Annotated in this window: 30 protein-coding genes and 1 riboswitch; of the genes, 14 read left to right on the top strand and 16 right to left on the bottom strand. The window is 52.7% G+C overall.

Going from position 1 to position 26,270, the window contains the following annotated elements:
• The first annotated feature begins 133 nt into the window (after window positions 1-133).
• From DL346_RS08120 to DL346_RS29725, 4 genes are all read left to right on the top strand, one after another.
• Window positions 134-421 carry a hypothetical protein gene (locus DL346_RS08120; RefSeq protein ID WP_112881500.1) on the top strand — a complete coding sequence of 96 codons (288 nt, stop codon included), beginning with the start codon at window positions 134-136 and terminating at the stop codon, window positions 419-421.
• 154 nt (window positions 422-575) lie between these two features.
• Window positions 576-1,181: a thymidine kinase gene (locus DL346_RS08115; RefSeq protein WP_112881499.1), complete on the top strand. Its 606-nt coding sequence runs from the start codon at window positions 576-578 to the stop codon at window positions 1,179-1,181.
• 118 nt (window positions 1,182-1,299) lie between these two features.
• Window positions 1,300-2,763: a DHA2 family efflux MFS transporter permease subunit gene (locus DL346_RS08110; RefSeq protein ID WP_112881498.1), complete on the top strand. Its 1,464-nt coding sequence runs from the start codon at window positions 1,300-1,302 to the stop codon at window positions 2,761-2,763.
• 75 nt (window positions 2,764-2,838) lie between these two features.
• Window positions 2,839-2,967 carry a hypothetical protein gene (locus tag DL346_RS29725; RefSeq protein ID WP_276311522.1) on the top strand — a complete coding sequence of 43 codons (129 nt, stop codon included), beginning with the start codon at window positions 2,839-2,841 and terminating at the stop codon, window positions 2,965-2,967.
• Window positions 2,968-3,064: 97 nt separating this feature from the next.
• Here DL346_RS29725 and pyrH read toward each other — a convergent pair whose 3' ends face one another.
• Window positions 3,065-3,802, bottom strand: a complete 738-nt coding sequence (gene pyrH, locus DL346_RS08105; RefSeq protein ID WP_112881497.1) for a UMP kinase — start codon at window positions 3,800-3,802, stop codon at window positions 3,065-3,067.
• A 353-nt stretch (window positions 3,803-4,155) separates the two neighbouring features.
• Here pyrH and DL346_RS08100 point away from each other — a divergent pair, with 353 nt between their 5' ends.
• Genes DL346_RS08100 through DL346_RS08080 form a run of 5 tightly spaced genes read left to right on the top strand, consistent with a single transcriptional unit; the run spans window position 4,156 to window position 7,704 of the window.
• Complete coding sequence (locus DL346_RS08100; RefSeq protein ID WP_112881496.1) at window positions 4,156-5,175, top strand: potassium channel family protein; 1,020 nt, start codon at window positions 4,156-4,158, stop codon at window positions 5,173-5,175.
• Window positions 5,176-5,181: 6 nt separating this feature from the next.
• Entirely contained in the window at window positions 5,182-5,658 is a 477-nt protein-coding gene (locus tag DL346_RS08095; RefSeq protein WP_112881495.1) for a hypothetical protein, read from the top strand.
• The gene (locus tag DL346_RS08090) at window positions 5,659-5,970 is read left to right on the top strand and encodes a hypothetical protein (RefSeq protein ID WP_240633064.1); all 312 of its coding nucleotides are present in this window, start codon (window positions 5,659-5,661) and stop codon (window positions 5,968-5,970) included.
• Window positions 5,971-5,973: 3 nt separating this feature from the next.
• Window positions 5,974-7,278 carry a glutathionylspermidine synthase family protein gene (locus DL346_RS08085; protein ID WP_240633063.1) on the top strand — a complete coding sequence of 435 codons (1,305 nt, stop codon included), beginning with the start codon at window positions 5,974-5,976 and terminating at the stop codon, window positions 7,276-7,278.
• A gap of 21 nt (window positions 7,279-7,299) precedes the next feature.
• Window positions 7,300-7,704: a DUF350 domain-containing protein gene (locus DL346_RS08080; protein ID WP_112881493.1), complete on the top strand. Its 405-nt coding sequence runs from the start codon at window positions 7,300-7,302 to the stop codon at window positions 7,702-7,704.
• A 52-nt stretch (window positions 7,705-7,756) separates the two neighbouring features.
• On the opposite strand, the gene DL346_RS08075 is transcribed toward DL346_RS08080, so the two are convergent.
• A complete protein-coding gene (locus tag DL346_RS08075) occupies window positions 7,757-8,461 on the bottom strand; it encodes an N-acetylmuramoyl-L-alanine amidase family protein (protein WP_112881492.1) in 705 nt (234 codons plus the stop codon).
• A 200-nt stretch (window positions 8,462-8,661) separates the two neighbouring features.
• On the opposite strand from DL346_RS08075, the gene DL346_RS08070 reads away from it, so the two are divergent.
• A complete protein-coding gene (locus DL346_RS08070) occupies window positions 8,662-8,865 on the top strand; it encodes a hypothetical protein (protein WP_112881491.1) in 204 nt (67 codons plus the stop codon).
• 58 nt (window positions 8,866-8,923) lie between these two features.
• Here the strand turns inward: DL346_RS08070 and DL346_RS08065 are convergent, their stop codons facing one another.
• From DL346_RS08065 to DL346_RS08045, 5 genes are all read right to left on the bottom strand, one after another.
• Window positions 8,924-9,874, bottom strand: a complete 951-nt coding sequence (locus tag DL346_RS08065) for an EamA family transporter (RefSeq protein ID WP_112881490.1) — start codon at window positions 9,872-9,874, stop codon at window positions 8,924-8,926.
• An 85-nt stretch (window positions 9,875-9,959) separates the two neighbouring features.
• Window positions 9,960-10,059: riboswitch (purine riboswitch) on the bottom strand.
• 70 nt (window positions 10,060-10,129) lie between these two features.
• Window positions 10,130-11,278 (bottom strand): glucosaminidase domain-containing protein, encoded by a 1,149-nt coding sequence (locus tag DL346_RS08060; RefSeq protein ID WP_112881489.1) that lies wholly within the window; start codon window positions 11,276-11,278, stop codon window positions 10,130-10,132.
• Window positions 11,279-11,469: 191 nt separating this feature from the next.
• Window positions 11,470-11,880 (bottom strand): DUF2203 domain-containing protein, encoded by a 411-nt coding sequence (locus DL346_RS08055; RefSeq protein ID WP_112881488.1) that lies wholly within the window; start codon window positions 11,878-11,880, stop codon window positions 11,470-11,472.
• A gap of 101 nt (window positions 11,881-11,981) precedes the next feature.
• The gene (locus tag DL346_RS08050) at window positions 11,982-12,851 is read right to left on the bottom strand and encodes a sugar phosphate isomerase/epimerase family protein (RefSeq protein ID WP_112881487.1); all 870 of its coding nucleotides are present in this window, start codon (window positions 12,849-12,851) and stop codon (window positions 11,982-11,984) included.
• Window positions 12,848-13,843, bottom strand: coding sequence for a Gfo/Idh/MocA family protein (locus tag DL346_RS08045; protein WP_112881486.1), 996 nt, complete (start codon window positions 13,841-13,843; stop codon window positions 12,848-12,850). Before DL346_RS08045 ends, DL346_RS08050 begins: the two co-directional genes overlap by 4 nt.
• A gap of 197 nt (window positions 13,844-14,040) precedes the next feature.
• On the opposite strand from DL346_RS08045, the gene DL346_RS08040 reads away from it, so the two are divergent.
• From DL346_RS08040 to DL346_RS08030, 3 genes are all read left to right on the top strand, one after another.
• Window positions 14,041-14,592, top strand: coding sequence for a superoxide dismutase family protein (locus tag DL346_RS08040; protein WP_112881485.1), 552 nt, complete (start codon window positions 14,041-14,043; stop codon window positions 14,590-14,592).
• A 138-nt stretch (window positions 14,593-14,730) separates the two neighbouring features.
• The gene (locus tag DL346_RS08035; protein ID WP_112881845.1) at window positions 14,731-15,186 is read left to right on the top strand and encodes a cupin domain-containing protein; all 456 of its coding nucleotides are present in this window, start codon (window positions 14,731-14,733) and stop codon (window positions 15,184-15,186) included.
• 240 nt (window positions 15,187-15,426) lie between these two features.
• Complete coding sequence (locus DL346_RS08030; RefSeq protein ID WP_112881484.1) at window positions 15,427-15,927, top strand: C40 family peptidase; 501 nt, start codon at window positions 15,427-15,429, stop codon at window positions 15,925-15,927.
• A gap of 59 nt (window positions 15,928-15,986) precedes the next feature.
• On the opposite strand, the gene DL346_RS08025 is transcribed toward DL346_RS08030, so the two are convergent.
• Together DL346_RS08025 and DL346_RS08020 are read right to left on the bottom strand one after the other, a co-directional pair.
• The gene (locus DL346_RS08025; protein WP_112881483.1) at window positions 15,987-16,913 is read right to left on the bottom strand and encodes a TIGR03943 family putative permease subunit; all 927 of its coding nucleotides are present in this window, start codon (window positions 16,911-16,913) and stop codon (window positions 15,987-15,989) included.
• The gene (locus DL346_RS08020) at window positions 16,910-17,818 is read right to left on the bottom strand and encodes a permease (RefSeq protein WP_112881482.1); all 909 of its coding nucleotides are present in this window, start codon (window positions 17,816-17,818) and stop codon (window positions 16,910-16,912) included. The genes DL346_RS08025 and DL346_RS08020 overlap by 4 nt, the downstream gene beginning before the upstream one ends.
• Before the next feature lie 173 nt (window positions 17,819-17,991).
• On the opposite strand from DL346_RS08020, the gene DL346_RS08015 reads away from it, so the two are divergent.
• Window positions 17,992-18,804 (top strand): 3'-5' exonuclease, encoded by an 813-nt coding sequence (locus DL346_RS08015; RefSeq protein WP_112881481.1) that lies wholly within the window; start codon window positions 17,992-17,994, stop codon window positions 18,802-18,804.
• A 59-nt stretch (window positions 18,805-18,863) separates the two neighbouring features.
• On the opposite strand, the gene DL346_RS08010 is transcribed toward DL346_RS08015, so the two are convergent.
• From DL346_RS08010 to DL346_RS07980, 7 genes are all read right to left on the bottom strand, one after another.
• On the bottom strand, window positions 18,864-19,313 hold the full coding sequence (locus tag DL346_RS08010; RefSeq protein WP_206098499.1) for a GNAT family N-acetyltransferase: 450 nt from the start codon (window positions 19,311-19,313) through the stop codon (window positions 18,864-18,866).
• 45 nt (window positions 19,314-19,358) lie between these two features.
• Complete coding sequence (locus DL346_RS08005; RefSeq protein WP_133257495.1) at window positions 19,359-20,078, bottom strand: alpha/beta hydrolase family protein; 720 nt, start codon at window positions 20,076-20,078, stop codon at window positions 19,359-19,361.
• A 174-nt stretch (window positions 20,079-20,252) separates the two neighbouring features.
• Window positions 20,253-22,016 (bottom strand): ribosomal protection-like ABC-F family protein, encoded by a 1,764-nt coding sequence (gene abc-f / locus DL346_RS08000; RefSeq protein ID WP_112881844.1) that lies wholly within the window; start codon window positions 22,014-22,016, stop codon window positions 20,253-20,255.
• Between the two features lie 438 nt (window positions 22,017-22,454).
• Window positions 22,455-22,727, bottom strand: coding sequence for a YqkE family protein (locus tag DL346_RS07995; RefSeq protein ID WP_112881478.1), 273 nt, complete (start codon window positions 22,725-22,727; stop codon window positions 22,455-22,457).
• A gap of 48 nt (window positions 22,728-22,775) precedes the next feature.
• Window positions 22,776-23,786, bottom strand: coding sequence for a HoxN/HupN/NixA family nickel/cobalt transporter (locus tag DL346_RS07990; RefSeq protein ID WP_112881477.1), 1,011 nt, complete (start codon window positions 23,784-23,786; stop codon window positions 22,776-22,778).
• A gap of 108 nt (window positions 23,787-23,894) precedes the next feature.
• A complete protein-coding gene (locus DL346_RS07985) occupies window positions 23,895-25,322 on the bottom strand; it encodes a sulfatase family protein (protein WP_165822408.1) in 1,428 nt (475 codons plus the stop codon).
• Window positions 25,323-25,347: 25 nt separating this feature from the next.
• On the bottom strand, window positions 25,348-26,229 hold the full coding sequence (locus DL346_RS07980; RefSeq protein WP_112881475.1) for an AraC family transcriptional regulator: 882 nt from the start codon (window positions 26,227-26,229) through the stop codon (window positions 25,348-25,350).
• Window positions 26,230-26,270: the final 41 nt, after the last annotated feature.

The following is a 26,270-nucleotide window of genomic DNA, read 5'->3' as shown; positions in this document are numbered from 1 at the left end:
TTCCCAGCCGCCGTATCAAGCTTTTCGCCTATGGCTTGCCATATAATTGGACGTTTCCCCAGTACGACTGAGGTCCATGCTTCATATGATATCGTATGCAATAATTTATCTTCCTACGGGGAGGTGATTCTACATGACATTTGCACTCGCAGACATGATGCTCTACTCGATGTGGGCCGTTCTTGGATTTATGGGTCTGAACTTCTTGTTTGATTTCTTCAAAATGTTGAAGTCCGGCTCGTTCTCCACCGATTTTGTAATGGGTTATTTGAAAGACATGGTGCTCATCGTTCTTCCGCTTTTCATGTTCGCCAACATGCAATCCCTCGATAATACGGGATGGATCATTTTGACCGCGTATTACATCGGTGCAGTGGCAGCTGTAGTCAAGTACCTCATGGACTTGAAAGGAAAAATGTAATTGCGTCCACGGGCCGTGGATACAGCTTTCAATGACCGCCTAAAATACAGGCTGCCGCTTCGATCGGCAGCCTATTTTGTTTTGAAAAGTTGCTTGTCACAATCATTTAAATATGTTAAATAAGTAAAGGACGAAATCGTTTAGGAGAGATTATATGGCACAGCTCTATTACAAATACGGCACGATGAACAGCGGCAAATCGTTTGAAATCATCAAAGTCGCCCATAACTACGAGGAGCAAGGCAAACGCGTTCTCATCTATTCCCCTTCGGTCAGCGCACGGGACGGCGCCGAGCTGGTCGGCTCCCGTGTCGGCTTCGAGCGGCCCGCAATTCCGGTCGACGATCAAACGAACCTGTATGAAAGCGTCAAATCCCATGTGTCAACATCCGGTCCTAAACAAATTTACTGCGTACTTATCGATGAAGCCCAATTTCTGAAGAAGCATCACATCCTGGAGCTGACGCAGGTCGTCGACGAGCTGAACATCCCGGTTATGGCGTTCGGCCTCAAGAACGACTTTCAGAACCAGCTGTTCGAAGGCAGCTACAACCTGCTCGTCCAAGCGGACAAAATCGAAGAGATCAAAACGATTTGCTGGTACTGCGACCGCAAAGCGACGATGGTGATCCGCTTCCGTAACGGAAAGCCGGTCAACGCGGGCGAGCAAATCCAGATCGGCGGCAACGAGGATTATAAGCCGGTATGCCGGCGCTGCTACAATCAAGCGTTCCGGGGGCTCGAGGAAGCATCGGAATAGAACGAAGAGAGGCGATTTGAGCCTCTCTTTTGTTGTTTTTGACTCCTTTTTGACATCGCTCGCGACGGTAAGTACAGTGGTAAAGAAAGGTATATTGAACGACATAGGGGGGGCTGTCATGACTTCAAATCAATCCGATTCACCCGTTATTCCGTTTACATCCATGCGGCAGCTGGCAGGGCCGCTGCTGGCCATCGTTGTCGGCATCTTCATGGTTATTCTCGACAGCACGGCCGTCAATGTCGCAATACCTGCGCTTGTGAAGGATTTCAACAGCTCCCTCAGCGCCGTGCAGTGGACGATCACCGGCTATGCGCTTGCGCAAGCCGCCGTCATTCCGCTTGCCGGCTGGGTGACCGACCGGTTCGGCGCGAAGCGGATTTTCATCGTATCGCTCATCCTGTTCACGATCGGCTCCGTCCTGTGCGCCATGGCAACGACCGCCGTGCAGCTCATCACCTTCCGCGTTCTGCAAGGCCTGGGCGGCGGCATGGTTACCCCGATCGCGTTTGCGATGACCTACCAGCTTAGCCCGCCTGAGAAAGCAGGCTCCATCATGGGGCTGATGGGATTGCCGATTCTGCTCGCTCCGGCGCTCGGGCCCATCGTGGCCGGCTATTTGGTCGATTACGTCAAGTGGGAATGGATCTTCCTCATCAACGTGCCGATCGGCTTGGTCGGCGTCGGCCTGTGCATGGCGCTTCTGCCGAAGCTGCCGAAGAAAGCGTTCGCTTCGCTCGATCTGCTGGGCATCTTGCTCGGGCCGCTTGCGTTCGCCGGTCTCTCGTACGGGCTAAGCGAGGGCTCGACCAGCTGGACCTCCGACAAAACGATCATCGGTCTCGCCGTCGGTACGCTCGCTTTGATTCTGTTCGTTATTGTGGAGCTGACCCGCAAAAAGGAGCCTCTCCTGGAGCTGCGCGTATTTCGTTCGCCTCTGTTCACCAAAGGCATTATCGTGCAGTGGGTGCTTCAATTCGTCATGTTCGGCATCATCTTCACGGTTCCTTATTTCATGCAGATGCTGATGGGCATGAGCGCATTCCACGCCGGCATGTGGACCTTGCCGCAAGCGCTGATGGCCGGCTTATTCATGCCTATCGGGGGAAGGCTGTACGACAAGATCGGCGCAAGACCGCTTGTCCTGATCGGACTCACCATCGTCGCCGTCGGCGCGTACCTCATTTCGCGTATCGATCCGACCGACAGCGCGTGGACGTTCTTGATTCCGCGGGCGATGCTCGGCATGGGCATGGGGCTGTCCTTCCTGGCGCTGAACACGCATCTTATCCAGTCCGCCCCGGCCAATCTGGTCAGCAGGGTCACCTCGCTAACAAGCGCCGCGCAGCAGGTTGTGACATCTTTCGCGGTTGCGGGATTAACGACATTAATCGTCAGCCGCACGACGCATCACGCCGCTGAAGGCGAGCAGGTGATGCCGGAAGCTACTACGCATGCGTTTCATGACGCGTACCTGGCGCTGGTCGGGCTCGCGATCTTCGGCCTGCTGCTGGCCGTAACGCTAAAGCGGCCTCAAGCAAGCAGCGTCAAATCGCCTGCGCATGCCCCGGAAATGGGCTAACGCATGCGCCTCTGGACTTGTGCATGATTTCCTCTCCCTCCGCTCATCTTATGGAAGATGGAGGTGAGCAGCATCATGACGGGTCGGAACAGCAAACCGAAGAACAAAGGTCCGGCATCGCATCCGGGTCGTTTGGATCAATACGGCGAGAGGCTTTCGGAACAAAGCGATGACAAGTCCGGGCAGCAAGGCAATCGCTGCTGATAAGAAGAAACGCGGTCGTCGGCCGATAATCGGCGCGCGAGTTTCTTGAAAAAAAATCGCCGGTCCTCTAGGAGGGCCGGCGATTTCTTGTTTAACGCTAGTCGAAGCTCATGGCCGATTGACCGCTAATATACGTACCTGCATGCTTTCCTTCACAGACGTCCGTCATCGATCCCGGCTTATCGAAATCAAACACATGGATCGGCAGGTTATAATCCCGCGCTAGCAGGAATGCCGATTGATCCATGACTCTCAGGTCGTGTTTGATGACATCGTTATAATGAAGCGAGCTGTACTTTTTCGCATGCTTGTTCTTCTTAGGGTCGGTTTCGTAAATCCCGTCTACGCCCTGCTTCGCAACGAGCAGCGCATCGCAGTTCACTTCGATTGCCCGCTGTACCGACGGATAATCGGTTGTAACGAACGGCTGCCCATTGCCCCCCGCGAAGATAACGATATACCCTTTTTCCAAGTGGTGAATGGCCCGAAGCCGAATATACGGCTCCGCAACCGAGGCCAGCGGAATCGCGGTCATGACCCTCACTTCACGGCTGCACTTGGATTTTAGAACCCCTCTTAGCATCAAGCTGTTCACCACGGTCGCCAGCGTGCCGATATTATCGGCTTCAGCCCGTTCGATGCCCCAGCTGTCCGCCATATTGCCCCGGAAAATATTGCCCCCGCCGATCACAAGCGACACCTCCACTCCCTTGTTCACCACGTTTAAAATCTCATTGGCAATATGATCGAGACGCTCCGGATCAAACCCGAACTCGCTTTCGCCTGCTACCGCACCGCCGCTTAACTTGATCAGCACCCGCTTGTAGTTGCTCAAGTCCCTACCCGCCTCCTTGTAAAAAAATAAAACACTAAAGCAGCAATTACGCTTTAGTGTTTAGGACCTTCATATACGGTTGGAAACGGATGACGAAGCCTCCCATCAAGGTCTGCTGTAGCTTGTTCTTCACGCGCACCCGCTCCTTCCAATCATTCCTTTTGCGAAGATTATATACGAAGACAGCGCTGCCGATCAATGAATATTTAGGCCCTTGATTTGTACGAATTTCAATAAATTGACACCAATGGTTACGGTTCTCGTATGAACTGAAATAGTGTAGGATTGTAGAGTGCTTCATTGCTTTACGATCACGCTTGGACGCAGGAGCCAGGAAGGAGGTACGGCCACGAATGCCGTTATTTCTGCATTCCCTTTCATTAAAACTGCTGAGGCTCAAAAACTCAGCCATATTCTTCTTTTTCATCTCGTTCCTGCTCATCACGTCCACGCTAGCTTATATGCTTGAGCCCGATACGTTCGGAAACTGGTTCAACGCCCTCTATTGGGTCATGACCACGATGGCAACGGTCGGATATGGCGACTTCTTCGCCCATACGTTCGCCGGAAAGCTGCTTACGATCCTCATTTACATATTCGGGATCGGATTGCTCAGTTTGATTATCGGCAAAATTATCGATTCGGTCGGACAATTTCATCGCCAAAGGAGGGCTGGGAAATTGAAGTATTATGGCAAGCAGCATTTCGTTTTTATCAATTGGAGCAAGAAAGCCCGATATGCCATCGAAGAGCTGCTGACCATCTCTCCTGCAGCGCAAATCGTCATCATCGACGAGGCCGATCAGCATCCGTACGAGCATGATCAGGTTCATTTCGTAAGCGGCGATCCGAGTTCCGGCGACATTCTGGAGAAGGCGGGCATCGCAAGCGCCCAAGCTGCCGTCATCTTCGCAGACAATCGGATCGACGAGCCTTCGCTCGTGGACGGCAAATCGCTGCTGATCGTCTCCAGCATCGAGAGCATCGCGCCGCAGGTGCATACCACCGTTGAGATTATGCTCGAGAAGCATATTCAAAACTTCAAGCATGCGAACGTGAATGAATTCGTGCTGTCTCATGACGCTGTCGCGCGGCTTGCCGTCCGTTCGGCGCTCAATGACGGAAGCGTGGAAATCTTCTCCCAGTTGCTTAGCCGCCAGCATGGCGCGGATGTGTTCCCGGTTCCCGTCTCTCCGCAATGGCGAACGTATGAGGACGCCTTTCTTTCTCTCTTGAAGCAAGGCGCTACGCTCATTTCGGATCGGGGCGACATGTCCATAAATACGAAGCTGCAAGAGCCGATACCTGCGGACGCCAAGCTCTACATGGTCTGCGATATCGCAACTTACAAGCAAATAACGAAAGGAGCATAACCGCTCATGCACACGATTTACTATCAGGACTGGGATGAAGCCGGTCAGCGCGTTCAGCGGACGCTCAAGCAATACACGATCGGAACCGATGAATTGTTCGTACGCAAGCTCGTCAACGCAACGGTGATTCAAAATTTGCTGCTGCACCACAGCTCGCACGAATCGGAAGCCGGCGGCAATCATCTCATCTATGCGGCGCCGTTTCAAAGCAGCTGTCTGGATCGGTACGGTTCCGAAATCAAGCCCGCGCTGCTGGAGCGTTGTGACCGGTCCGTCTTTCTGGAAACGGAATTTCTCTATTGGAACGGCAGCCGGTTCGAGCTCGGAGAGCCGTTGATGCATACGCCGGACGCGCTCGCGATTGCCCGGCTGCTGCTGGATCATTATCTTGTAAAGCAAGAACGCACTTATGAATCGCTCTATACCGTGCTTGATGACGACCGCAACAAAGTTCTATTTTACCTGAAGGAGGTTCACGTTTAGATGAAAGAGGATCACGATTCCGCTGCACCTCGCGCAAACGTTGCCGGTATGGCATCGCACCCGTCCGGCCGTCAGGCAAAATTGCTCAAGTTCGCCCTGCTGCTCGCGGTGCCGGTTGCGCTAAGCGGCTGCAATACGACTAATTATGGCTGCGATCCGTATTACGAAGACTGCGATGATGATGGCGGCTCCAGCGGCGTTTACTACTCCGGCAGCGGATCTTCGAAGAAAACCTACAGCTCATCCGGCAGCAGCAGTTCCGGCTCCTACAAAGGCTTTGGCAGCAGCGGCAGCCACAGCAGCGGAGGCTAAGCCGTGGTAAGGATAATGCAGCTCGATGCTGCGCATGACGACGTGTTCAAGGGTGATATCGCACGCAGCATCCCCTATCACCGCATGAACGGGAAGCAGTATTGTCTCCCGGCGCTGACGTTGTTCGAGCCGGAAGAAGCAGCTGCATTTAGAGAGGCTTCAGAAGCGGTTGACCGCATCTACTGGAAAACGCTGAGTTTTGTCCAGCGCGATCTGCCCGATAGTTTCCTGGTGCATCGGCTCGGGATTCATCCTGCCCTTCTCCCGGCCGCCAGAATCGAGGTCCCCTACCATGGGGTATCGAGACAGGATTGGATTCTGAACGAGAGCGGCTTGAAATGCATCGAGAACAACACCGATACGCCGACAGGCATACCGGAAACGGCTTACCTTGCAGCCAAGCTGATTGGCGACTATACCGACTTCTCGTCTGCATCTTCCGGGATGCGCAGTGCCATTCAAGCCGCTTTCGGCCAATTGATCGGTTATTATTCCGAGCAAGGCTTGGATGGACCGATTGCTTTCTCCAGCTACGGCTGGCATCTCGAAGACCGTACCAATACGGAATATTTGATGCAAGCGGTGCAAGAGCTCGGCTGCGACACGATGTACGTGCCGCTGGAAGAGCTTGAAATCGTGCCCGGAGACGGGCTTTTTGCGAACGGCCAGCGCATTGCCTTGCTTTATCGGCTTTATCCGCTGGAATATTTGGTGCATGACACGGATGAACAGGGCACCGAACCGATCGGCGAAGAGCTGCTTCAGCTCGTCGTCGACGGAAGACTGGGCCTGATTAATCCCGCTCAAAGCATCATCACCCAGAGCAAAGGATTCATGGCGCTTATATGGTCGCTCTATGAGCGTCGGGATCAGATCGAAGACTTCGTCGGACGCATGCTTTTCGATCGGGAGGACTTCGAGAATATCGAACGTTATCTGCTTCCGACCTATTATGATTCGGCTCCTTTCACCCAAGCGGGCCTACCGTTCGTTGCCAAGGGATACTGGGGCCGCGAAGGCAAAGGCACTTCCCTGTACGACGGCGAAGGACGTTTCATAGAGGCGGAATGGGGACATGACGAAGCGGAGCTTCAAGAGGTCCAAGACTATTATGACCGCCAGCCGAAGGTGTATCAGCAATTATTCCCTCTGCAAACGCTCACCGTTGATACAGAGGATGGGCCCTATGAGGGCTGCCTGCTAGCAGGCGCTTATGTAATTGGAGGACGCCACGCCGGACTGCTGCCCCGCATTGGCGGCAAAATTACCGGAGATATGGCGTATTATTGTCCCGCAGCTATTTCATAATTCTTAAAGGAGGATCTTGGTGTGAATCATTTTGGAAATGATTTGTTGAATGTAGGTATTGGCATTATCATCTTGCTCGCCGCTCTAGTCATCGGTTCTTTCGTGTTCAGCAGACTGACTCGATTCAACGATTGGGAGGAAATCAGAAAAGGCAATGAGGCGGCCGGCATGTATATGGGCAGCAAGCTGCTCGGGCTTGGCATTATTGTCGCGATGGTCTCTTACAGCTCCCATGACTGGTGGGCGATGCTGATCTGGTCCGGAGTCGGGATCGTGCTGCTCTGCATCGTGTATGTCCTGTTCGACTTCCTGACGCCTAAGCTGAATGTTTGCGATGAAATAGCCAAAGGCAACAAAGCCGTCGCTCAGCTGCTGCGAGCCATCATTCTTGGCTCATCCATCGTCATCGGCACTTTCTTGATGTAACATGTAAAGCCCCTGAATCGTTAGTAGATTCGGGGGCTTTTTGTCGGCTGGACTACGATAAATAATCGATAATTCCATTTACGATCGCGTGGGAAACCGCCGTCTGGAACGCCTCTGAATTCATCCGTTCTTCCTCGGCTTTGTTTGAAATATACCCGAGCTCCAGCAGCAGCGCAGGCTTGACATTCTCTCGGAGTACCTGATAATTGCCTTCCTTTACTCCCCTGTCCTTCACATCGACGCCGCCAAGAAGCGCGTCATGCATGACCTCTGCGAGCGTAAGATCCGAATTATGATAATAATAGGTCGTCATTCCGGCGACGTCCTTGGATTCAAACGCATCGTAGTGGATGCTAATAAATAGATCCGCGTTGTTCTCTCCGGCCATAGCGGCCCGCTGTTCCAATGGTACGAATTCATCCTCTTGCCTCGTTAGGACTACATCCGCTCCTGTTCTCTCCTTTAGCTCATCGCGAATATGATGAACCGTATCAAGCGTAACTTCCTTCTCGAACGTCCCCTTTTGCCCGATGGAGCCGGCATCCTCCCCGCCATGTCCCGCATCCAGCACAATGGTCTTGCCTGCTAGCAGCGGGTTGCTTTTTACGGCAGCCGCGGTTTCGACTGGCGGCTTGTCTTCTCCGGAGCTGGCCGCCCGATCCTGCGCCTGCAGGATAAAGGAAGCGGCAGCAAAAACAATGAGCGCGATGACAGCCGTACCGGACAGATGGCTGCGCTTCCTCCGCTTCCGATTCATAACGTTGCATTTCCTCCTCGTATGACAGCATGCTACTTCTTATTACCCTAAATGCCGAAAATGAATATTAGATGAAGCTAATCTTAATAACGGCTAAAACCGGTAAAAAGTTTAATTTCCAAATTCTTCATGCATAAAAGTCTGGTTGAGGGGCAGTATATAGTTTGTTGTCGTTCAAAATCTATGAAGGAGGCATATACATGGCTAACCAACAGAACCAACAGAACCAAGTATCCAAAGCTGATGTTCAATCGACCGAGCAGAACAAACTGCCGGTAGCAGGTGCTGCCGACACGGAATTCTCCGCTGAGCAAGCGGCAGAGGCGTTTCAAAACAACGCGGCAGTGAACCAAAGAGCTGCTAATGCTGCAGCAAACGAAGCCGAAAACGAGGACCTTGAGTAGTTAATCGCGACTGTACGACACGAAGCCCGTTCCTTACCGGAATCGGGCTTCGTCTTATTTATGAAGTTGCAGTCAGCTTCTTGGAATCGTTCAGCATGCCTTTGAGCAGCTCCGGCAGCGTGACGCCGAGCAGAACCAAGGCGACTCCCGCCCATTGCAGCATGCTCACATGCTCATGAAGCACGACCGCGGACAGCATGACCGCTACCGGAAGTTCGGATGCTCCGAGGATGCCCGCCATGCCTTCGCCGATATGCGGAACGCCCGCCGCGAACAGGACCGGCGGGATAAAGGCGCCGAACAAACCTAGCAGGAAGCCGAACAGCAGCAGGCTGCTCCAAATCACGCCATTAAACAAATACACCGGCGGGAATAAAATGAAGACGAAGATCAGCCCGCCTGTTATCATCCATACGCTCCGGTACGCCGGATGGGCGGAAGATACGGCTTTGCCGCTGAATAGAACAAACAGCGAGTAGCTGATCGCTGCAAGCAAGCCCAGCAAGACGCCGGTTACGTTAAACTCCGCAATGCCTTGCTCCAAAATGCCAGCGGCAAGCACAGTACCGCCGAGTAGCACCGACAGCGTCAGCAGCATAATCCCGTTTGGACGCGTGCGCGTACTAACGGCATGGATGAGAACGCCCATCCATGTAAATTGAAACAGCAGGATGATGGCAAGCGAGTTCGGAATAAATTTCAGCGACTGATAGTACAACAAGCCTGTCATCGCCGTCGGAATCCCTGCAGCCATCAGCATGAAGCGCTGCTTCCAAGTGAGCTTCGGCGCAGTCTTTACGATCTCGCCTGCCGCTTTCGCCTTCGCAGCCGCGCGTTTATTTCGTAGCTGCAAACCCAGGACAAGCAGCCAAGACAAAATAAAACCGGTCAGCAACTGCGTGCCGACTACTTCGCCCAGGCAATATCCGTCGCCGTAAGCATGGACGACGATCGTCGACAAAATGCCGTAGCTGACCGCTCCCAGAAAAACAGAAAGCATGTATTTCATATCTATGATGCCCCTTTCGAACATGACTCATTTTTTACTTGGATAACGCAAAAAACTTCCTAACCGCGAATACGAAATAATCGCCAATCGATCATTTCGCATTCGTAGTTAGGAAGTTAAGGCTTCCCGTAGAAACCCTCACCCTGTCGTCGTGAGGTTATACGAATCAAAAATTATTTAATTATTCCGTAATCACTCTTCGAAATGTTACACGACCGGCTTGCGATTGTCAACAGGTGTTTTGCGCCACTCTGACTATACCAGCTTATTGTAATCGCTTTTCATGATACTACGGACAAGTCCTGGCCAGCGCCCGTTCGCCGGACAATATTTCTTTGCCACCTTCTCGATGGTCGTCAAGCCGCGTTCAACGTAATTGTCCGAAAGTAGTTGTCCGAATTTTCGGACGCTATCCCCCTTGGTGGCGAAGGTAAATGCCTTTCTGTAAGCACTTTTGCCCGTAACGGCGTTTAAGCCGAATAGATTGTTTTTATTTATCGCCAACTTGCTCTTCCCGTTACCGCTTTCAAGCTTCATGACGGCGATCGTAAAGAAAGCGTTAATTCCGTATTTATCTTCAACGGCAAGAATGGCATTTTCAAGCCCATGGCCTGAAAGCTTCGTCCCGGCCAGAATCTTTTCGATATGCTTGGCGGTTAGCCCGGAGTCCGAGCTAACTTTAGTGGTAGGTCTTACCGGTTTAGACGGATTTATGGCGGTCTGAGCGCCCGCCTTTGGCTTTCTAGTCAAATAATCGTTTATTTTCGCCGGTACGGCTTTGCGAACGGGTACGATGGATACGGAAGCTGCAGCTACCTCCGACTTCGCGTCCTTCACTTGGCTGGCGGCGGATGCGGCAATTTGGACAGGTGCTGCTTCATCAGATGGCTTGGAGTCAGCGCTCGCAGATATCAGTTCGGCATAGCCGCCATGGACGTAACCGCCGCCTTTAAGAGCCAGCCATCCTTCCGGGGTCACCGCTTTGACCTGAAGCAGCGCTCCCTGCTTTACTAAATCTACGATTTCGGAGCTCGCATCCGGCTTGGAGCGAACATTGAGGAAGAACGAGGTTACTTTATATGTATATGTATTTTTATTCGTATATGTAGGAGTGGAGGCTGCCTTCGGAACGACGGCAGGAACGGGGATTGTAATCGTCGGATCTTCTTGTTTAATCGAAGGCGTTTTCGGGATAACTGTTGCCGGCTGGAACAACGGGCCTCGGTTTGCTTCGGTAATCGTCAACGCAGAAACGGTTTTGCTTGCCTCGGATGAAAGGAACGACAATCCGGATGTGCGGGAATCCCACAAGGCGTTCGAAATCGTAAACGTTAGGATGAGCGACGTTACTAGCGCCGCGAAGAGCATATATGCTACTACATTCCACCCAATGGATCTAGTCATTGATACACCTCTTCCAATGAATTTAAGAGCCTTTCCGATATAGGTTAGATTGTAAATGCTAACTTCTGAAAAGCGTGTCAAACCTTCTGCAAGAAAAATATGTACTTTTGTCGAGGGACATGACTCATTTGGCGAACAAAAAAGAAGCCTGTGTCATACAGGCTCCTTTATGAGTGTTTTTTAATCTTTTTTCACGCTTCCGGAAACGCTTTGCGTCCCATAAAACCGTCATTCCAGCCATGATAGTGGGTAGCGCGCTCTTCGCCTTGCTTCCAACAGATTAGAATTTCCTCACCATTAAAAATCGAGGGAAAATCGATCAATCCGGGATTAATCATCTTGAGCAGGACGCCTTTTCTGTCAAAATTACCGATTTGCATGTCGATTTCTATCCGCATGAACTCGAGCTGGCTCTCCAGTTCAAAGTACGGATCATGGCCGACATCCGCTCCGCCGCTCATTTGATGCTTTCCCTTCAGCATTTGCAGCTCCTCGAATTTCTCTTCGAATTGCTGCGTGAGCAGCTGCAGCTTCAGCAGGTCTTCCTGCAGCTGCGGCAGTATGGCGTTCGCTTCGCTTAACGTAAATAAGTTCGGTTGCAAGTTCGTATCACTCCTTGCTACAAGTGTACTAGAATTCGCGTGAAAATAAAAACGGGAACCTGGTGTCCGTCCGCAAACGGACACCGGTCCCCGCCCTCTTATTAATTGAAATAAGTCCGCAAGTGCTGCGCTGCCTTCACAATCCCTTGCTGTTCCCTTTCAAGCGTGCCCCAAAACCGATGATCCTCCAGCTCAATGCCGATAGCGCCTTGATACCCGATCCGCTCCAACCGAACTGCAACCTTGCCCCATTCGACTGCGCCATGGCCGGGAATTGTATACCGCCACGAGCCCTCCGAGAAACCGTATTTTGGACCGAATGTAGCTGCCAGCGTGCCGGATTCATAGAGCTCCTCCGGCAGCAGCTCCGTATCCTTGCCGTGGCAATGGTTGATGCGTTCACCGAACTCATCCAAGGCGCGCAGATAGTCGATACCGAGCCGTACGAGGTGCGACGGATCGTAATTGAGGCCAAAGTGCTTCGAAGGGATCGCTTCGAACATCGCGCGCCACATCTCCGGCGTGCAGCCGAGCGTCGGATAATGCGGAGCCGGCCCCGGCCAGCCTTCGATGGCGATATAAAGGCCGCGCTGCTCCGCATGACGAACGATCTCGGGAAACGAATCTTTCCAGATGGCGAAGCCTTCTTTGCGCGGGAGCGTTATGTCCTCCGGTACGAGACACATAAACAACACTTTGCCGCCTAGCTCCGCGATCGCGTCCAGTTGGGACTTCATTGCAGCAGCCGCCTCTGCCCGAACGGCATCATTCCGGCTAAGGAGCTTTGCAGTATGCCGCACATCGACCGAGCCGATGCCTAGACCGGCATCCCGGCATGCTTGTTTGATTTCAGGCGTTAAATCCGGTACGTCCAGTACATCGAGCCCCACTTCCGCAGCCCATGCCGCGGTTCGCTGGATGCCGGCTCTGCCGATGATCGGCGGAATCCGCATGCCTATTTGAAACGTCATGCACGCTTCACCTCTTCTTCTTTCGCATAATCCATCGGTGAGTAGCCCGCGGCTTCATAAATCATTTCGGAAAGCTTCACAACCTTGAGCGCGAATTCACCCGGCACAAGCACTTCATGCCGCCCCAAAATCGCATCGATGAAGCTCTTATCTTGGTTTGTCGTCTGGCTTGGCAGCTCCGGCACGATCGGTTCCTGCTTCAAGCGGCGGAGCGTAATCCGGCCGTTCTCATAGAAGATACCGCCATTTTCACCGCAAAACGCAAACGTCTCATGCCAGCAAGGGGCATAGCCCACCAGATTAAGGCCGGCAACAGCCCCTTCAGCGAATCGGATGGACGTGAACGTATCGATCTCGACCGGCGCACCGTGCATATGCATTTGCGTTTTTACATCAACCGGCGTTAGGCCCGTTGCCCAGAGAAGCACGTCGATGATGTGGCTGCCGGAATCCATGAGGAAGCCGCCGCCGGATAGCTTAGGATTCGCCCGCCAGGAGCCTGGGGTACCTTGTCTCCATTCTTGATAGAGGGAGGCCGTGACGGACGTAATCTTGCCGATTTCCCCTCTTGCGATGGCATCGCGAATATAGAGGAACTCAGGCTGAAAATGGCGCTGATACGATACTTGCATGACTTTGCCCGCTTCATTGGCAAGCTTGATCAACGCTTCCGCCTCAGCGGACGAACAAGTCATCGGTTTCTCGATCATTACATGAAGTCCCTTGCGAAGAACGGCGCTTGCTTGCTCGAAATGCAGCGTATGCGGCGAACAAATGATAACCGCATCCAGTTCGGCCTCGTTCAGCATTTCATTGTAATCCGAATATGCCGGAATATCGGCAAGCTGGTGATGGGCGATAAACTTATCTCTGCCGGCCGCGTTCGGATCAGCGACCGCTGCGATCTGGGCGTCTTCCAACTCAAGCAGCTGGCGGGCGTGCCAATTGGCGATTCCACCCGTACCAATAAAGCCTACGCGAACTTTGCTCATCTTCTTTTGTTAGCCTCCCATGTCATCCATTTTGGTCAATAAAGCCAGTCAACCAATAACCTACCATAAATAAAGGGATCCACCAATCCAAATATACGACAAGCTATGTAAAAAAATACGTATTGTTTGTCCGGCGTAAAACTAGGCAATGATAAGCAGGAAAATGAAATTCAAGTACAGGAGGATTAACTTACAGCATGAGAAAATTCGTTCTACGCACCGGCCGGACAGCGCTATGCTTCGCGTTTCTGGCAGCTGCGATCGGCGGAACAGCCGGCGCGCATCCTATGCCTGAAGCTAAGCCCGTACAGGTGAAGCTTATGAATACTTCCGGCGCTGATGTAGGATTCGCTACGCTCACGCAGAAGGGCGATGCCGTCGTGCTTCATGTGGAGGCCAAAAACTTGCCGCCCGGCGTTCATGGCATCCATTTCCACGAGACCGGCAAATGCGAGGTGCCTGATTTCAAATCGTCAGGCGCGCATCTGAATCCACAGACGAAGCAGCATGGATTTAACAATCCGAAAGGCTTCCACGTCGGCGATTTGCCGAATATTACGGTTGCTGCGGACGGCACGGTTAAAGTGGACATCGAGTCTCGCATCGTGACGCTCGCTCCGAACCAGCCGAATTCGCTTCTCAAATCCGGCGGGACCGCGCTCGTCATCCACGCGCAGGCGGACGATTACGTCACCGACCCGGCCGGCAACTCCGGCGATCGTATTGCTTGCGGCGTTATCGGACAATAGCATTGAAGCCATGGCATCCGCTGGTTCATTGGGATGCCATGGCCATTTACAACCTCGCCTGTTTGGGCTAAATTGGTACATGGAGCTGGAGATATCGAACAAATCGAGATTGATTAAAGGAGAATTCGTAAACACATGCTGACAACAGAATTATCGCCTCTCGTGAAGGCGCTTGACCTCAAGCCTCATCCCGAGGGCGGCTGGTACAAAGAGCTATGGAAGGCTTCATTTGAAATTCCGCAAGCCGTTCTGGGCGAACGCTATTCCGGAGCCCGGGCAGCGGCTACTTCCATTTACTTTGTCCTTCACCCGGATGAAACGTCGGACTGGCACACCGTACTATCCGATGAGCTGTGGCTATGGCATTCCGGCAGCCCGCTTCTGCTTCGCCTTGGAGGCACGGGCGATAGACCGGAGACAACCGAGGAGATTATAATCGGACCGGATATCGCGAAGGGACAGCGTCCGCAAGCGCTAGTGCCGGCAAACGTTTGGCAGATGGCGAAGCCAATCGGCGATAAACCCGTTTTCGTATCCTGCGTTGTAGCGCCTGGCTTTCATTATGATGATTTTAAATTGATTAACCGCACTTAAAATTTCACTTAATACCGTTTTTAGGCCAATCAGGCAAATCCTGATTGGCCTTTTCTTATTGTCAACGGAGCTTTTATGAAGCTTTTCTCATCGGATTCTAACAATCAGCGCGAATCCGTTAGTTTTGAAGGGCTTCCCTCCACATTGGTAAGTTGTGGCATTTTTTACTGTGCTATAGTGTTCCAAGGTGATCACGCCGACCAGTAATTACACCATAAACTCATCATACAGGAGGAAGTCATGAATAACACAACAAATAAACGCGTAGGTAAGAAATTGCTTGGAGTCGTACTAAGCCTATCCGTTGCTTTTGCCGGAAGCATGCTTCTTGCACCTAAGACGACACATGCGGCGACCGATGCAGAGACTGCGGCTCGAATCATCAGTAAAGGCAAGCAATATTTGGGCACTCCTTACCGATTCGGCGCTAGAAGCGGCATTACAAGCTCTTTTGACTGCTCTTCGTTCGTTCAGTACGTATATAAGAAATACGGCGTCAAATTGCCTCGGGGCTCAAGGGATCAAGCTCGCATGGGCAGAAAGGTTCTGAAGTCGAACCTGAAGCGGGGCGATCTCGTTTTCTCCGATACGAATCGCGATGGCAAAATCAATCATGTCAGCATCTACATCGGTAACGGCAAATTATTGCACACGTACCGCGTCGGCATCGGCGTGACGATCTCGAACTTTAAGGGCAGCGTTTGGGACCGTACGTACGTAACCGCTCGCGACGTTATCTAATCATCAATCGTGCAGGGCACTTCGGTGCTCTGCACGTTTTTCGTTTCGGGGGCAAGCTTCTAGGCACGGTAGACGTATGGATCCTTCGGCTTCGGAATGATTGTCCACTCCGTCACCTTCAGCATTGGAATCGTTTGTTTGAACGGCTGATAGAATGACCAAGCCAGCGTTCCCGTTACGCGAACCCATTGATCGTCGCGAAATGCCGTCCCTTTCGGAAAATCGGCCAGCATCCCGAAGACGCCGGAGTCCGCGACGCAGTGGATAAACCCGAAGCGGAAGACGAAGAACTGGTTGTCTTCCGTCTGTTCGCCCCGATAGACGAACCCTTCAAAGCTCAGCTTCCTCGTGGCGAACGCATCCGGGAAATTGTAGATCGCCTCCAGCCCTTTCAAATAATTGGCATCCGTCAGTTTCACTTCCTTCAGCGGCAGAAATTCCCGCAGCTCCTGCTCCGAAACCTTCGCGTAGCCTTGCTTGCCGTAGAAAATGCTGGAGTCCGGCTTTAAAAACTGATGATTCCCGGGATTATCAGCCGATGCGCCGAAACCGGGAAATGAGAAGCCTTTCGCTTTCACAAAGCTCGAATCGAGCGTTTGCACGGGCAAGAAGAAACCGGTAAGCAGCGGAAAAATCAAAATGCCGTACGAGACGACCCTTTTCCAGCGGACAGGCTGCTCGTGAGAATGGCCGAAATGGCCATGGTCATCGTGATCATGGTCCCCATGATGGCCATGTTCGCATCGATCATGCGGATGCTCCATATGCTTCGCATCCCGAGGAAGCAAATGCGATTTGCGCCTGCTCTCTTCCCTCTCTTTTACATACAGCCGCACAAACTCAAAGATGAACAACACGATGAGCAGTACGATTGCGCTCTCGGATAGATACGCATATTTAACGTTAATGTATTTATTCAAATTGCCGCCGAGGTGCATCATAATAAACAGACACGCGAAGCCCGCCAAAATATAGAGACGAATCATCCAAGTAGCCTCCCCACGATGAGCGAAGATACAAGCGTGATACCTGCAACCAGCGTTATCAAGACGATGACGAATTTGCCGCGGAAGACGGCCAGGAGCATCAGCGTGTTTTTGATGTCGATCATCGGACCGAAGACGAGAAACGCTGACAGCGAGCCGATCGAGAACGTCCCCCGAAACGAGGAAGCTATGAAAGCGTCGGCCTCCGAGCAAAGCGACATGATAAAAGCGAGTCCGATCATAACGAGCGAAGCCGTTACAGGTGTATGACCGAGATTCATTAGCGCGGAAGTCGGGATGAATGTCTGCATCGAAGCTGCAATGAAGGCGCCAAGCACCAAATATTTGCCCACCGAGAAGAACTCGTCAATCGCGTGCAGCATTACGTCATACAACCGGCGCTTAAGCGAAGCCTGTGCCGGGACGGAGAGATCCGAAGCCGCCGCGATTTCAGCGCTCGCAAGCTCCGCCTGCCGGAGTGGCAGCTTCGGATAAAGGAACGATACGGCGATGGCCGTCGCATAGGCGACAACGATAGCCATCCCGGCGCGGACAAGCACCATTCTCCAATCGTTCCCGAACGCAATATAGGTGGAGAACAGCACAATCGGATTGATGATCGGACCTGTCAGCATAAAGGCAATGCCCGCATGGAGCGGAACTCCCTTTCGCAGCAGCCGCTTCGTAATCGGCACAATGCCGCATTCGCATGCCGGAAAGAACAGACCGACGCCGCAGCCCAGCAGCGAGGATACATAGCGGTTTTGGGGCAGCATGCGTGCAATCCACCGCTCCGACAGAAAGGTTTGAATAAGGCCGGAAATCATGACCCCGAGTAAAATAAACGGAATCGCTTCCATGATCATGCTGAGAAAAATCGTATTCAATTGAAGAAAAGTAACCATGGGGCACCTCCTGTATGTCTTTACGTATCCTCATAAATTTATGAATTTATTATGGAGCAACATGGCCGAAATAGCTACTTTCACTGGCTTCGCAAGCTTAACGGCCCTTCAAGACAGCAAGGCCTAATTCTGTTACAATGAAGGACGACAACTTTGCAGCGGAGGTTTCATCATTGGACTACATTATTTTAGACATCGAGTTTAACGGACGTAAATTTGCAAGCGACCTCCCCATGGAAGTCATCGAAATCGGAGCGGTTAGGCTAAACGCCGCGTTGGAGCCGATTGACGAGTTCTCCTCCCTCGTTAAGCCGGTTTATTTCGCCAAGCTGAACGAGTTTATCAAGCAGAAAACAGGCATTCCTCAGGAAGGCATCGATGCCGCGGAAGGCTTCCCGGCCGTGATCCGCGACTTTATGAGCTTCCTTGGCCCGAATGACAAGTACCTCATGATCACTTGGGGCGGCGAGGATTTGAAGCGGATCGTATTCGATACCCGCATGCACAACATGGATGATGCATACTGGCTTGCCGTCAACTATTTCGATTTGCTGAAGGGATATATCCGTTATAAGGGCGTTCCTAATGACGTGAGCGTCGAGACCGCATTGAACGAGCTCGGGCTCGGCGGCGAAGACAACAACGCCCACCGCGCCCTGGAGGATGCCCGCATGACTGCCGCTATCTTTAGAGCGGTATTCGAGCAGATGGATTTCGAACGCATTCAGAAGTACAAAGACGTTTTTTCCAATGCGAAGGAACGCAAGCTCGTCAAGAATGCGATCCGAATTATCGCGGCACAGAAGGTAACGCCGACTTGGGCGATGATCGTGGAGCATGTGCTTACCGGAAAGGTTTCACTTGAGGATCCGCGTAAAGCCGCCGAGCTCGAAGCTTATTTCGAAGTAGAATTGGCCAAAGCGCCTCGCAGGGTACGTAACCCGAAGCCGCCGGCAGAGAACGGAAACGAGCCTACGAATCCATAAATAATAAAAAAAGCTTGGTGCCTACGCGCACCAAGCTTTTTTAGCCGATCCAAAATGACTTATAATTTGCGAAAATAGTGCAAGTACGTTTCGTCCTTCTCGTACCCATTCCGTTCGTACAACCGCTGGGCAACCCGATTATCCTGCGCGGTCGAGAGCTCTATTCCTTTCGATTCCGTCAGCTCTCCGTATTGCTTCGCGGCATCGAGCAGCAGCTGACCTGCGCCGGCGCTCCGATAGGCCTCCGCAACGTATAGATCGTTGAGAATCCATGAACGCTGCATGGATATCGAGGAGAAGGTCGGGTATAGCTGCGTGAAGCCGATCATTCGCTTATCCTCGTCGCAGGTAACTGCGGCGAAAATGACCGATTGCCGGTGAATGAACCTTTCCTTCAGAAAGCGCTTAGCGCCATCCAAATCGGAGGGTTGATCATAAAACTGCCGGTACTGATCGAAAAGTACAGATAATTCCTCAAGGTCCTGGATCGTTGCTAGGTAAGTCCGAATTGCGTGCGTCATAGCGGTATGCCCCTCTTTACTGCAAACGAAGGCTTACATCATGGTCGAAGCCGCAAGGCACAACTCGCGCGCCACTCGTTCCCAGATCGTATCAATCATCACAATAAGGTTCGAGCCGCGCTCCGGATGAATGTAGGGCGCTTCTTTGCGAAAATAATGCTGATGCCCGCCCATAAGCGGAATTGGAATAATATGCCTAGGAGCATATTTTACACGATTCCAGTACCAAATGCCATACCGGTTTCGGCTGATGCCGCCCCAGCTGCCGATTCTGGTAATGAAGTCGGCGCAATCGCCCTTATCGTTGACGGCTACGACATAATGCACCTTGCTCATATATTCCGTTTCAATCGGCATTTTGGGCGATCCGACTTGAATGACCCGCCAATCCGGAATGATGCCTTCTTTATGAAGCATAACCGCAGCCTGGTACGCCGCAACGCCTCCGCCGCTGTGGCCGATAAACAACACGGGCTTGCCAGCTGAGAACTCGCGCACCTGCCCGGCTACGGCGCGTGCGCCCGACTGTACGGCCCGGCGGAACCGGTAGAGATCCTTGCGCACCCGCAGCAGCTGATGGAAGAAGTTTTGGGTATGGTCGCCGTACGGAAACAATTCGCGAATGCTTGATGAGCGACCGGCTTCTTTATACCGCCGCTGCAGCTCCTTGACGCATTCGGTAAAAATCGCTCGGGTCGAACCGACACCCGCCAATAGATAAACATCCCAATCTAAGGTAACATCTGCCTGCATGCTGTTGTCACCGCCCTGTTGTTTACGCCGCAGGGACATGCCATGCGGCCTCTGCAGTTAGTATGCGGCGGTGAATACGTTGCCATACGCTCTCATTCACTGCTGCAAACGTTACCTTATTATATTCGGGACCCTTTCCCTCCGTTTCAGATTCAGTAAAGATTCTGTAAAGATTCAGCGAATGCTTAGCTGTTTCTTTTGCGCAAGCAGCCGCTTATACTCTTCATCCAACACCGCATACTGGCTGTCCGTCGGTTTCAGCAGGCTGATTTCACTAAGCAGGGTCACGATTCGGTTCGAGATCACCAGCATCTCTTCTTCCAGCTGCTGCTTGCTCTTGTCTGCCGGCGCAGCGTCCGAGCCAGTCGCCGCTCTCGGACGCTCGCGATATTCTTTATAACCGGATTCAACCCGGCGAATGGCTCCACCTTCAATGACAAGCAGCTTATCGCAAATCTTGTCGATCAGGTACCGGTCATGGGAGACGATAATCAAGGTGCCGTTATACTCGGACAACGTTTCCTCCAGCTGCTCGCGGCTGGCTAAATCGAGATGGTTCGTCGGTTCATCCAAAATGAGCAAATCCTGTTCTTTCATCATGAGCTGCGAAAGCTTGATCCTAGTTCGCTCGCCAAGGCTTAATTGATGGATCGGCTTCTGCAGCATGGCGGCATCGAAACCCATATTCGCCAGCATCGTGCGCGCTTTACCCACATCGCTTCGAATTTCGTAACTGTCCTGCAGCAGCTCAAGTACGGTGCGCTGCTGATCCAGATCCGTGACATCCTGTGTCAGATAAGCGACATTCGCTGTCGGACTGATCCATAACCGGCCGGAATCGACGGCCCTTTGGCCAAGGAGCATCTGAATCAAGGTTGTCTTGCCGCTTCCGTTCGGGCCGAGCAGCCCGATCTTCTCGCCGCGCTGCAAATAGAAGGAGCTGTCATTGAAGAGCGATCTCTCGCCATATGCCTTTCCGATCCGCTGCGCTTCCACGAGCCGGCGGCCCCGCTTATCCGGCTGGTCCCAGCCGAAATAGACCTTGGCTTCCTCCTTCGGCTTCTTCACGCCTTCGAGGTCGATTTTCTCGAGCCGGTGCAGACGCGATTTGATCTGCTTATCCATGTTCTTGGCTTTGCTGCGGTAAAATTCCTTCGTACCGCGCATCTCGGCCATTTTGCCGACCTTGCCGGCTTCTCGGTGCGCCTTATCCGACCAATTCTTCAGCCGGTTAATCTCCGCCTCGATCTTCTGCTCGTATTTCTGCTGCTCTTCGTATTGGTGCAGCTGGCTCTGGTAGCGGCGTGCCTTCTCATCCCGGTAGAACGTATAGTTACCTGGGTATGGCGCAGATTTGCCGTTCTCCAGCTCGATGATGCGGTCAACCGTTTGATCGAGGAAATAGCGGTCATGGGAAATCATGATCGTCGTTCCGTTGTACCGCTTTAGCTCCTGCACGAGCCAGTCGACGCCTTCGAAGTCCAAATGATTCGTCGGTTCGTCCAGCAGCAAAATATCCGGCTTGGAAGACCATATATGCGCAATCGCCAGCTTCGTTTTCTCCCCGCCGCTGAGCCCGGCAAGCCGCTCGCCATCCCACTCCATTACCTTGTGCAAGCCTAGATGGCTCGCGGCCTCCAGAAACTGAGCGGTTTCGCGGGAGTCCGGCTCCTGCTCCATCATCGTGCTGAACGCGTGGACCGTATAGGAGGTCGATTGCAGCAGGTAACCGATGCGCAGCTGATTTTTGTGAAACGTCAGCTTGCCTTCATCGGGCTGAATCGACCCGAAAATTAAGTTCGCCAACGTCGTTTTGCCGGCCCCGTTCATGCCGACCAGGCCGATCCGTTCGCGCATTGCGAAATCGGCGTCCACGTTCTCAAGCACCAGCATATCGCCGAAGCTTTTCTTGATGCCTCGTAATGTTAATAATGTCATACCAATCACCACTTTTAGTTTAGTTGAACAACTGACAAGGGCGATGATTGTCGAAGACAACAAAAAAACCGCAGACATCGCCTGCGGCTTGGAAATACGGACATACGGATAGCGTGAATACACCTTGATACGAATGCCGAAATCCATTCATCGGCATGCATCAACGCAAAGGAGTCGTCTCCTATAGACACACGTAACCTAATCCGCTCCGCGCACAGGCTGAGCATCTCATTTCTTATCGTCATATTCGAAAATCATGATCGAAAGAAAATTAGGTCCACATGATGTCTAATTGGATACCTCCCACCGTTAAAGTTACCCCATTATAGCATGCCTTTTCTGGAAATGCACCCCTCCCTAAGAAAAAAGGACGAAAACGCCGCGCAATCCTAACAAAGACCGGCGAATGCCCGCCGGCCATGTTTGATGCTTCGGCGGTCAGCTCTTGTTGGCCCGCCAATCCATCTTGCTGTTATTCAGCAAGTATTCAAAATCATTTTCAAGCCGTTTCTTCTCGGCCGCTCGCGCTTCTTCTTCCTGCTTTCGCAGTTCCGCCTTGCGCTTCTCCTCCGCGTCTTTCAGCTCTTGCGCGGCGCCCTTCAGCTTATCCAGCACGTCCGGACGAAGCAAATCCTTGAGCGTCGCCGGTTTCTCCTCGCCCGCCTGCTTCTGCCCCGCCTGAGAAGGCTTGAATTTGTTCTTCTTTGCCATCTGTATCACCTGCCTGCCATCATTATAGCAAGCAACGCTTAACGGTTACTAGTGCCGCTGCTCCAGTTTCATTGTCTTCCAGACGGTAACGGAGACAACCCAGGCGACAACGAAGAGCGCGACCAGAAAATAGCCGAGGTCGCCGAGGTCCAGAGCGCTGACCCATTGCAGAAACGGCCCTTGAAGGTTCAGCCGCTCGGTCAGGATCTGCAGCAGCTCGACGATGCCGATCAGAAGAGCCGAGACGACGGAGACGCTGGTTACGGTAACGTTGTAAAACATTTTGCGAAGAGGCGTATGGAAGGCCCATCGATAAGCTTCCGTCATAAACATGCCGTCAGCCGTGTCAAGCAGGCTCATCCCCGCAGCGAACAGCAGCGGCAGCGCGAGGATACCCAGCATGGAGACGGAGCTTTGCGCGGCCCCGGCGGAGATCGCCATGAGTCCCACTTCCGTGGCGGTGTCGAAGCCGAGTCCGAACAGAAAGCCTAGCGGATACACATGCCAGCTGCGATTAATGAGACGGAACAGCGGCTTGAACAAACGCGAGAAGAAGCCTCTGGCCTCCATGAGCCGTTCCAGCTCGTCATGATTATGACTGCCTGCGCGCATGGCGCGAAAGAGTTGAAACAATTGAATCAGAATGACAAGATTGATGATGCCGATCAGCAAGAGAAAGAGGCCGGACACGGACGTGCCGATCAGTTTGCCCGTATGCTGCATCATCGGCATCTCAGCCTGAATCCATTTGACCGAGAATGCGATCGCTAGCACCATCAAGAAAACGACCGAGGAATGTCCGAGCGAGAAATAGAAGCCTACGCCGAGCGGATTGCGCTTCTGCTGCACCAGCTTCCGAACCGTATTGTCGATGGCCGCGATATGATCGGCATCGAACGCGTGCCTCATCCCGAGCGAATAGGCCAGCAGCCCAAGACTCCAAAAGCCGGCATCCGCACGAACCGCTATCATGAGGCCGAAAAGACCTGCCAGATGCAAGCCGATAACGGCAAAGACGTAGCCCGCCCAAGATTTTCGAGATTTCCAAAGGGTATTCATCGCCCCCTCCTCCCCTGCATTCCATGTCATATTATTTAACATTATAAGCGGATCTTACGGGAAAAAGCTATAAAAAAGACCGATCGCCAGACCGGTCCTACTTCGATTCTATACACGATGCAAAGCTTTCGCTCCGGTTAACAATTGTCTGCGCGTCCATTCATTCGCAATGACCGGATCTTCATCCGCCGATAGTTGGTCAAACAGTAGCTTTCTTAGCGCAGCAACCGTCTCTGCGTGTTTCTTCTCGCCTATGACATTCGTCAGCTCGCCCGGATCGGCATGAAGCTCATACAGCTCGTCAATATCGGTTAAATTCCAGATATACTTCCATTCTTGCGTACGAACCATGCGCTGCGTATACAATCCGAATTGCTGGCCATTGTAGGAGGCGAAGACCGCTTCGCGCCATTGCTGAGAAGAAGGCTCCGCATTCTGCGCAATCAATAACGGGACAAGCGACCGGCCTTGGAAACTCGCGCGCGCTTTCGACTCGATTCCGGTCAGCTCAAACAACGTCGGGGCTAAATCCAGCAAATTATAGACGAACTCTTTGCGAGCCGCGCCAGCTTCAATCTGACCGCCCGGCCACGTTATCATGAGCGGCACGCGAACAACATCGTCATAAAGGATGTAGTGCTTATCCATCATTCGGTGCGACCCGCACATATCGCCATGATCCGCCGTAAAAATGACGATCGTGTTATCAAACGCTCCTATTCGATCCAAAGCGGTCAGCACCCGGCCGATTGCGTCGTCAAGCTGACTGATTGCTCCATAATACCTTGCCACGATAGGCGCCCAATCTGCCCACGCGAAGTCCTCAACGCCCCAGCTTAGAAGCTGCTGTCGTTGAATGTAGGGCTTGCCGTCAAACGTCTCCGGAAAGCCCAGCCACTCCGGAATATCGTTCGGATCATACATATCCGCGAACGGACCTGCCGGGCGGCAAGGCAAATGCGGCTCAGAGAAATGAAGCGCCATGTGCCACGGGCTCCCCCCTCCCTGAAGCCTTTCCATCGCCTCGATCGCCCGGGCCGCAAACCATTGCGTCTCCGCGTCCTCCAGCGGAATCGGATTATTTTCGCCGAAGTAGCCGTTCGAATAGGCCACGTCAGGGTAGCTGCTTTTCCGGAACGCGCTGTAGTCCGACTCGCTCACATAGGAGCCGTAGCCGAAGGCGGTCGGATCGAAATCCGGATTGACGCCCCATTTGCCGAGGAAAGCCGATGCGTATCCGTTCTCCGCCAGTTCAGCGCTCCAGGAATATTGATCGGGCTGCAGGCAGCCGACTGGCAGAAACGCATTGTAGTTCCACAAAGCGCCGATCGTTTCGGCCCTTCTGCCATGCAGCATCGACTGCCGAGCCGGACTGCATACGGGAATATGGGAGTACGCATGGTGAAACACGGTGCTCCGTGCCGCGAGCTTATCCAGATTCGGCGTTTGCACTGGATAGATGCGGCTGTAGCCGACGCAATCGTAACGCAATTGGTCGGCTGTAATCAGCAAAATATTAGGAGGGCTCTGTGCCATAGGCGATTGTTGTCTCCTCTCCGGGTTAGCCGCTCGCGCGGTATTGGCTCGGTGAACAGCCGACATGCCGCAGAAACAGACGGTTAAAGAAGGACTGGTCCTCATAGCCGACCATCGTCGCGATGACGATCACCTTTTCGTCCGTATCCAGCAGCAAATGCTTGGCCCGCTCGATCCGCACCTCGTGAAGCGCTTCGAATACGCTTCGGTTATATTCCTCCTGCATGAGCCGGTTCAGCTGCCGGATGCTGACATTGAACAAGGACGATAGCGATTGCAGGGTAATCTGCTTCTCATAATTGCGCTCCAGATAGCCATAGATCCGCTTCACGGTCATTTCGCGTTCCATTTGGCGCGGCGAAGGGTGGACGCGCTGCTGATGCATCAGCGTGTAATACCGCGAGAGCAGCACGAGCAGCTCGATCAGCTGCAAGCGAATGAGCGTTGTATGGCCGATGGAGCGCCCGTTCATCTCGCGGATCATATTCTCGAGCAGCAGCAGGACATGCGCTGCGTCTTGGCCGTGCAGATTCAGCCGATGATTGAACCGCACCTCTTGCTTCAAGAACGGATGCACATAGAAATAATCCATGGAGCCGGTAATTTCGAGCTCGGCCAAGAGCGCATCCGGAATGAAGGACGGCATGAACAAGCAGTTGATGATTTCCATCTGCTCGTCCTTCTCCACTTCATAGGCATGCGTTTCACCGGGATTGATGATGAAGACATCGCCGGCATGCACTTCATAATGGGTGCCTTCGAAGACATGCATCCCTTTCCCGCGAACAACGTAGACGAGTTCAACGAATTCATGGCCGTGCTCCCTAATGGAGCCTTGAACCGTTCGTGTAATCCAGAAAGGAAATTCAACCTTCATATAGCCATTGCTGCTCAAAATATCCTTCATACACGCCCACCTTCCAAGTCTGCCGTGCAATCATGCTGAAA

It is taken from the genome of Paenibacillus montanisoli, assembly GCF_003268025.1.
Taxonomy (GTDB): Bacteria; Bacillota; Bacilli; order Paenibacillales; family Paenibacillaceae; genus Paenibacillus_Z; species Paenibacillus_Z montanisoli.
Note: the sequence above shows the minus strand (reverse complement) of the source record. Positions and strands in the feature narration are given on the sequence as shown.

Bases quoted from the DNA above. Each gene is read 5' to 3' on its own strand.
- DL346_RS08120 (WP_112881500.1), top strand. From the start codon at position 134: ATGACATTTGCACTCGCAGACATGATGCTCTACTCGATGTGGGCCGTT.
- DL346_RS08115 (WP_112881499.1), top strand. From the start codon at position 576: ATGGCACAGCTCTATTACAAATACGGCACGATGAACAGCGGCAAATCG.
- DL346_RS08110 (WP_112881498.1), top strand. From the start codon at position 1,300: ATGACTTCAAATCAATCCGATTCACCCGTTATTCCGTTTACATCCATG.
- DL346_RS29725 (WP_276311522.1), top strand. From the start codon at position 2,839: ATGACGGGTCGGAACAGCAAACCGAAGAACAAAGGTCCGGCATCGCAT.
- DL346_RS08100 (WP_112881496.1), top strand. From the start codon at position 4,156: ATGCCGTTATTTCTGCATTCCCTTTCATTAAAACTGCTGAGGCTCAAA.
- DL346_RS08095 (WP_112881495.1), top strand. From the start codon at position 5,182: ATGCACACGATTTACTATCAGGACTGGGATGAAGCCGGTCAGCGCGTT.
- DL346_RS08090 (WP_240633064.1), top strand. From the start codon at position 5,659: ATGAAAGAGGATCACGATTCCGCTGCACCTCGCGCAAACGTTGCCGGT.
- DL346_RS08075 (WP_112881492.1), bottom strand. From the start codon at position 8,461: ATGAATCGGAAGCGGAGGAAGCGCAGCCATCTGTCCGGTACGGCTGTC.
- DL346_RS08070 (WP_112881491.1), top strand. From the start codon at position 8,662: ATGGCTAACCAACAGAACCAACAGAACCAAGTATCCAAAGCTGATGTT.
- DL346_RS08065 (WP_112881490.1), bottom strand. From the start codon at position 9,874: ATGAAATACATGCTTTCTGTTTTTCTGGGAGCGGTCAGCTACGGCATT.
- DL346_RS08060 (WP_112881489.1), bottom strand. From the start codon at position 11,278: ATGACTAGATCCATTGGGTGGAATGTAGTAGCATATATGCTCTTCGCG.
- DL346_RS08050 (WP_112881487.1), bottom strand. From the start codon at position 12,851: ATGACGTTTCAAATAGGCATGCGGATTCCGCCGATCATCGGCAGAGCC.
- DL346_RS08045 (WP_112881486.1), bottom strand. From the start codon at position 13,843: ATGAGCAAAGTTCGCGTAGGCTTTATTGGTACGGGTGGAATCGCCAAT.
- DL346_RS08040 (WP_112881485.1), top strand. From the start codon at position 14,041: ATGAGAAAATTCGTTCTACGCACCGGCCGGACAGCGCTATGCTTCGCG.
- DL346_RS08030 (WP_112881484.1), top strand. From the start codon at position 15,427: ATGAATAACACAACAAATAAACGCGTAGGTAAGAAATTGCTTGGAGTC.
- DL346_RS08025 (WP_112881483.1), bottom strand. From the start codon at position 16,913: ATGATTCGTCTCTATATTTTGGCGGGCTTCGCGTGTCTGTTTATTATG.
- DL346_RS08020 (WP_112881482.1), bottom strand. From the start codon at position 17,818: ATGGTTACTTTTCTTCAATTGAATACGATTTTTCTCAGCATGATCATG.
- DL346_RS08005 (WP_133257495.1), bottom strand. From the start codon at position 20,078: ATGCAGGCAGATGTTACCTTAGATTGGGATGTTTATCTATTGGCGGGT.
- abc-f (WP_112881844.1), bottom strand. From the start codon at position 22,016: ATGACATTATTAACATTACGAGGCATCAAGAAAAGCTTCGGCGATATG.
- DL346_RS07995 (WP_112881478.1), bottom strand. From the start codon at position 22,727: ATGGCAAAGAAGAACAAATTCAAGCCTTCTCAGGCGGGGCAGAAGCAG.
- DL346_RS07990 (WP_112881477.1), bottom strand. From the start codon at position 23,786: ATGAATACCCTTTGGAAATCTCGAAAATCTTGGGCGGGCTACGTCTTT.
- DL346_RS07985 (WP_165822408.1), bottom strand. From the start codon at position 25,322: ATGGCACAGAGCCCTCCTAATATTTTGCTGATTACAGCCGACCAATTG.
- DL346_RS07980 (WP_112881475.1), bottom strand. From the start codon at position 26,229: ATGAAGGATATTTTGAGCAGCAATGGCTATATGAAGGTTGAATTTCCT.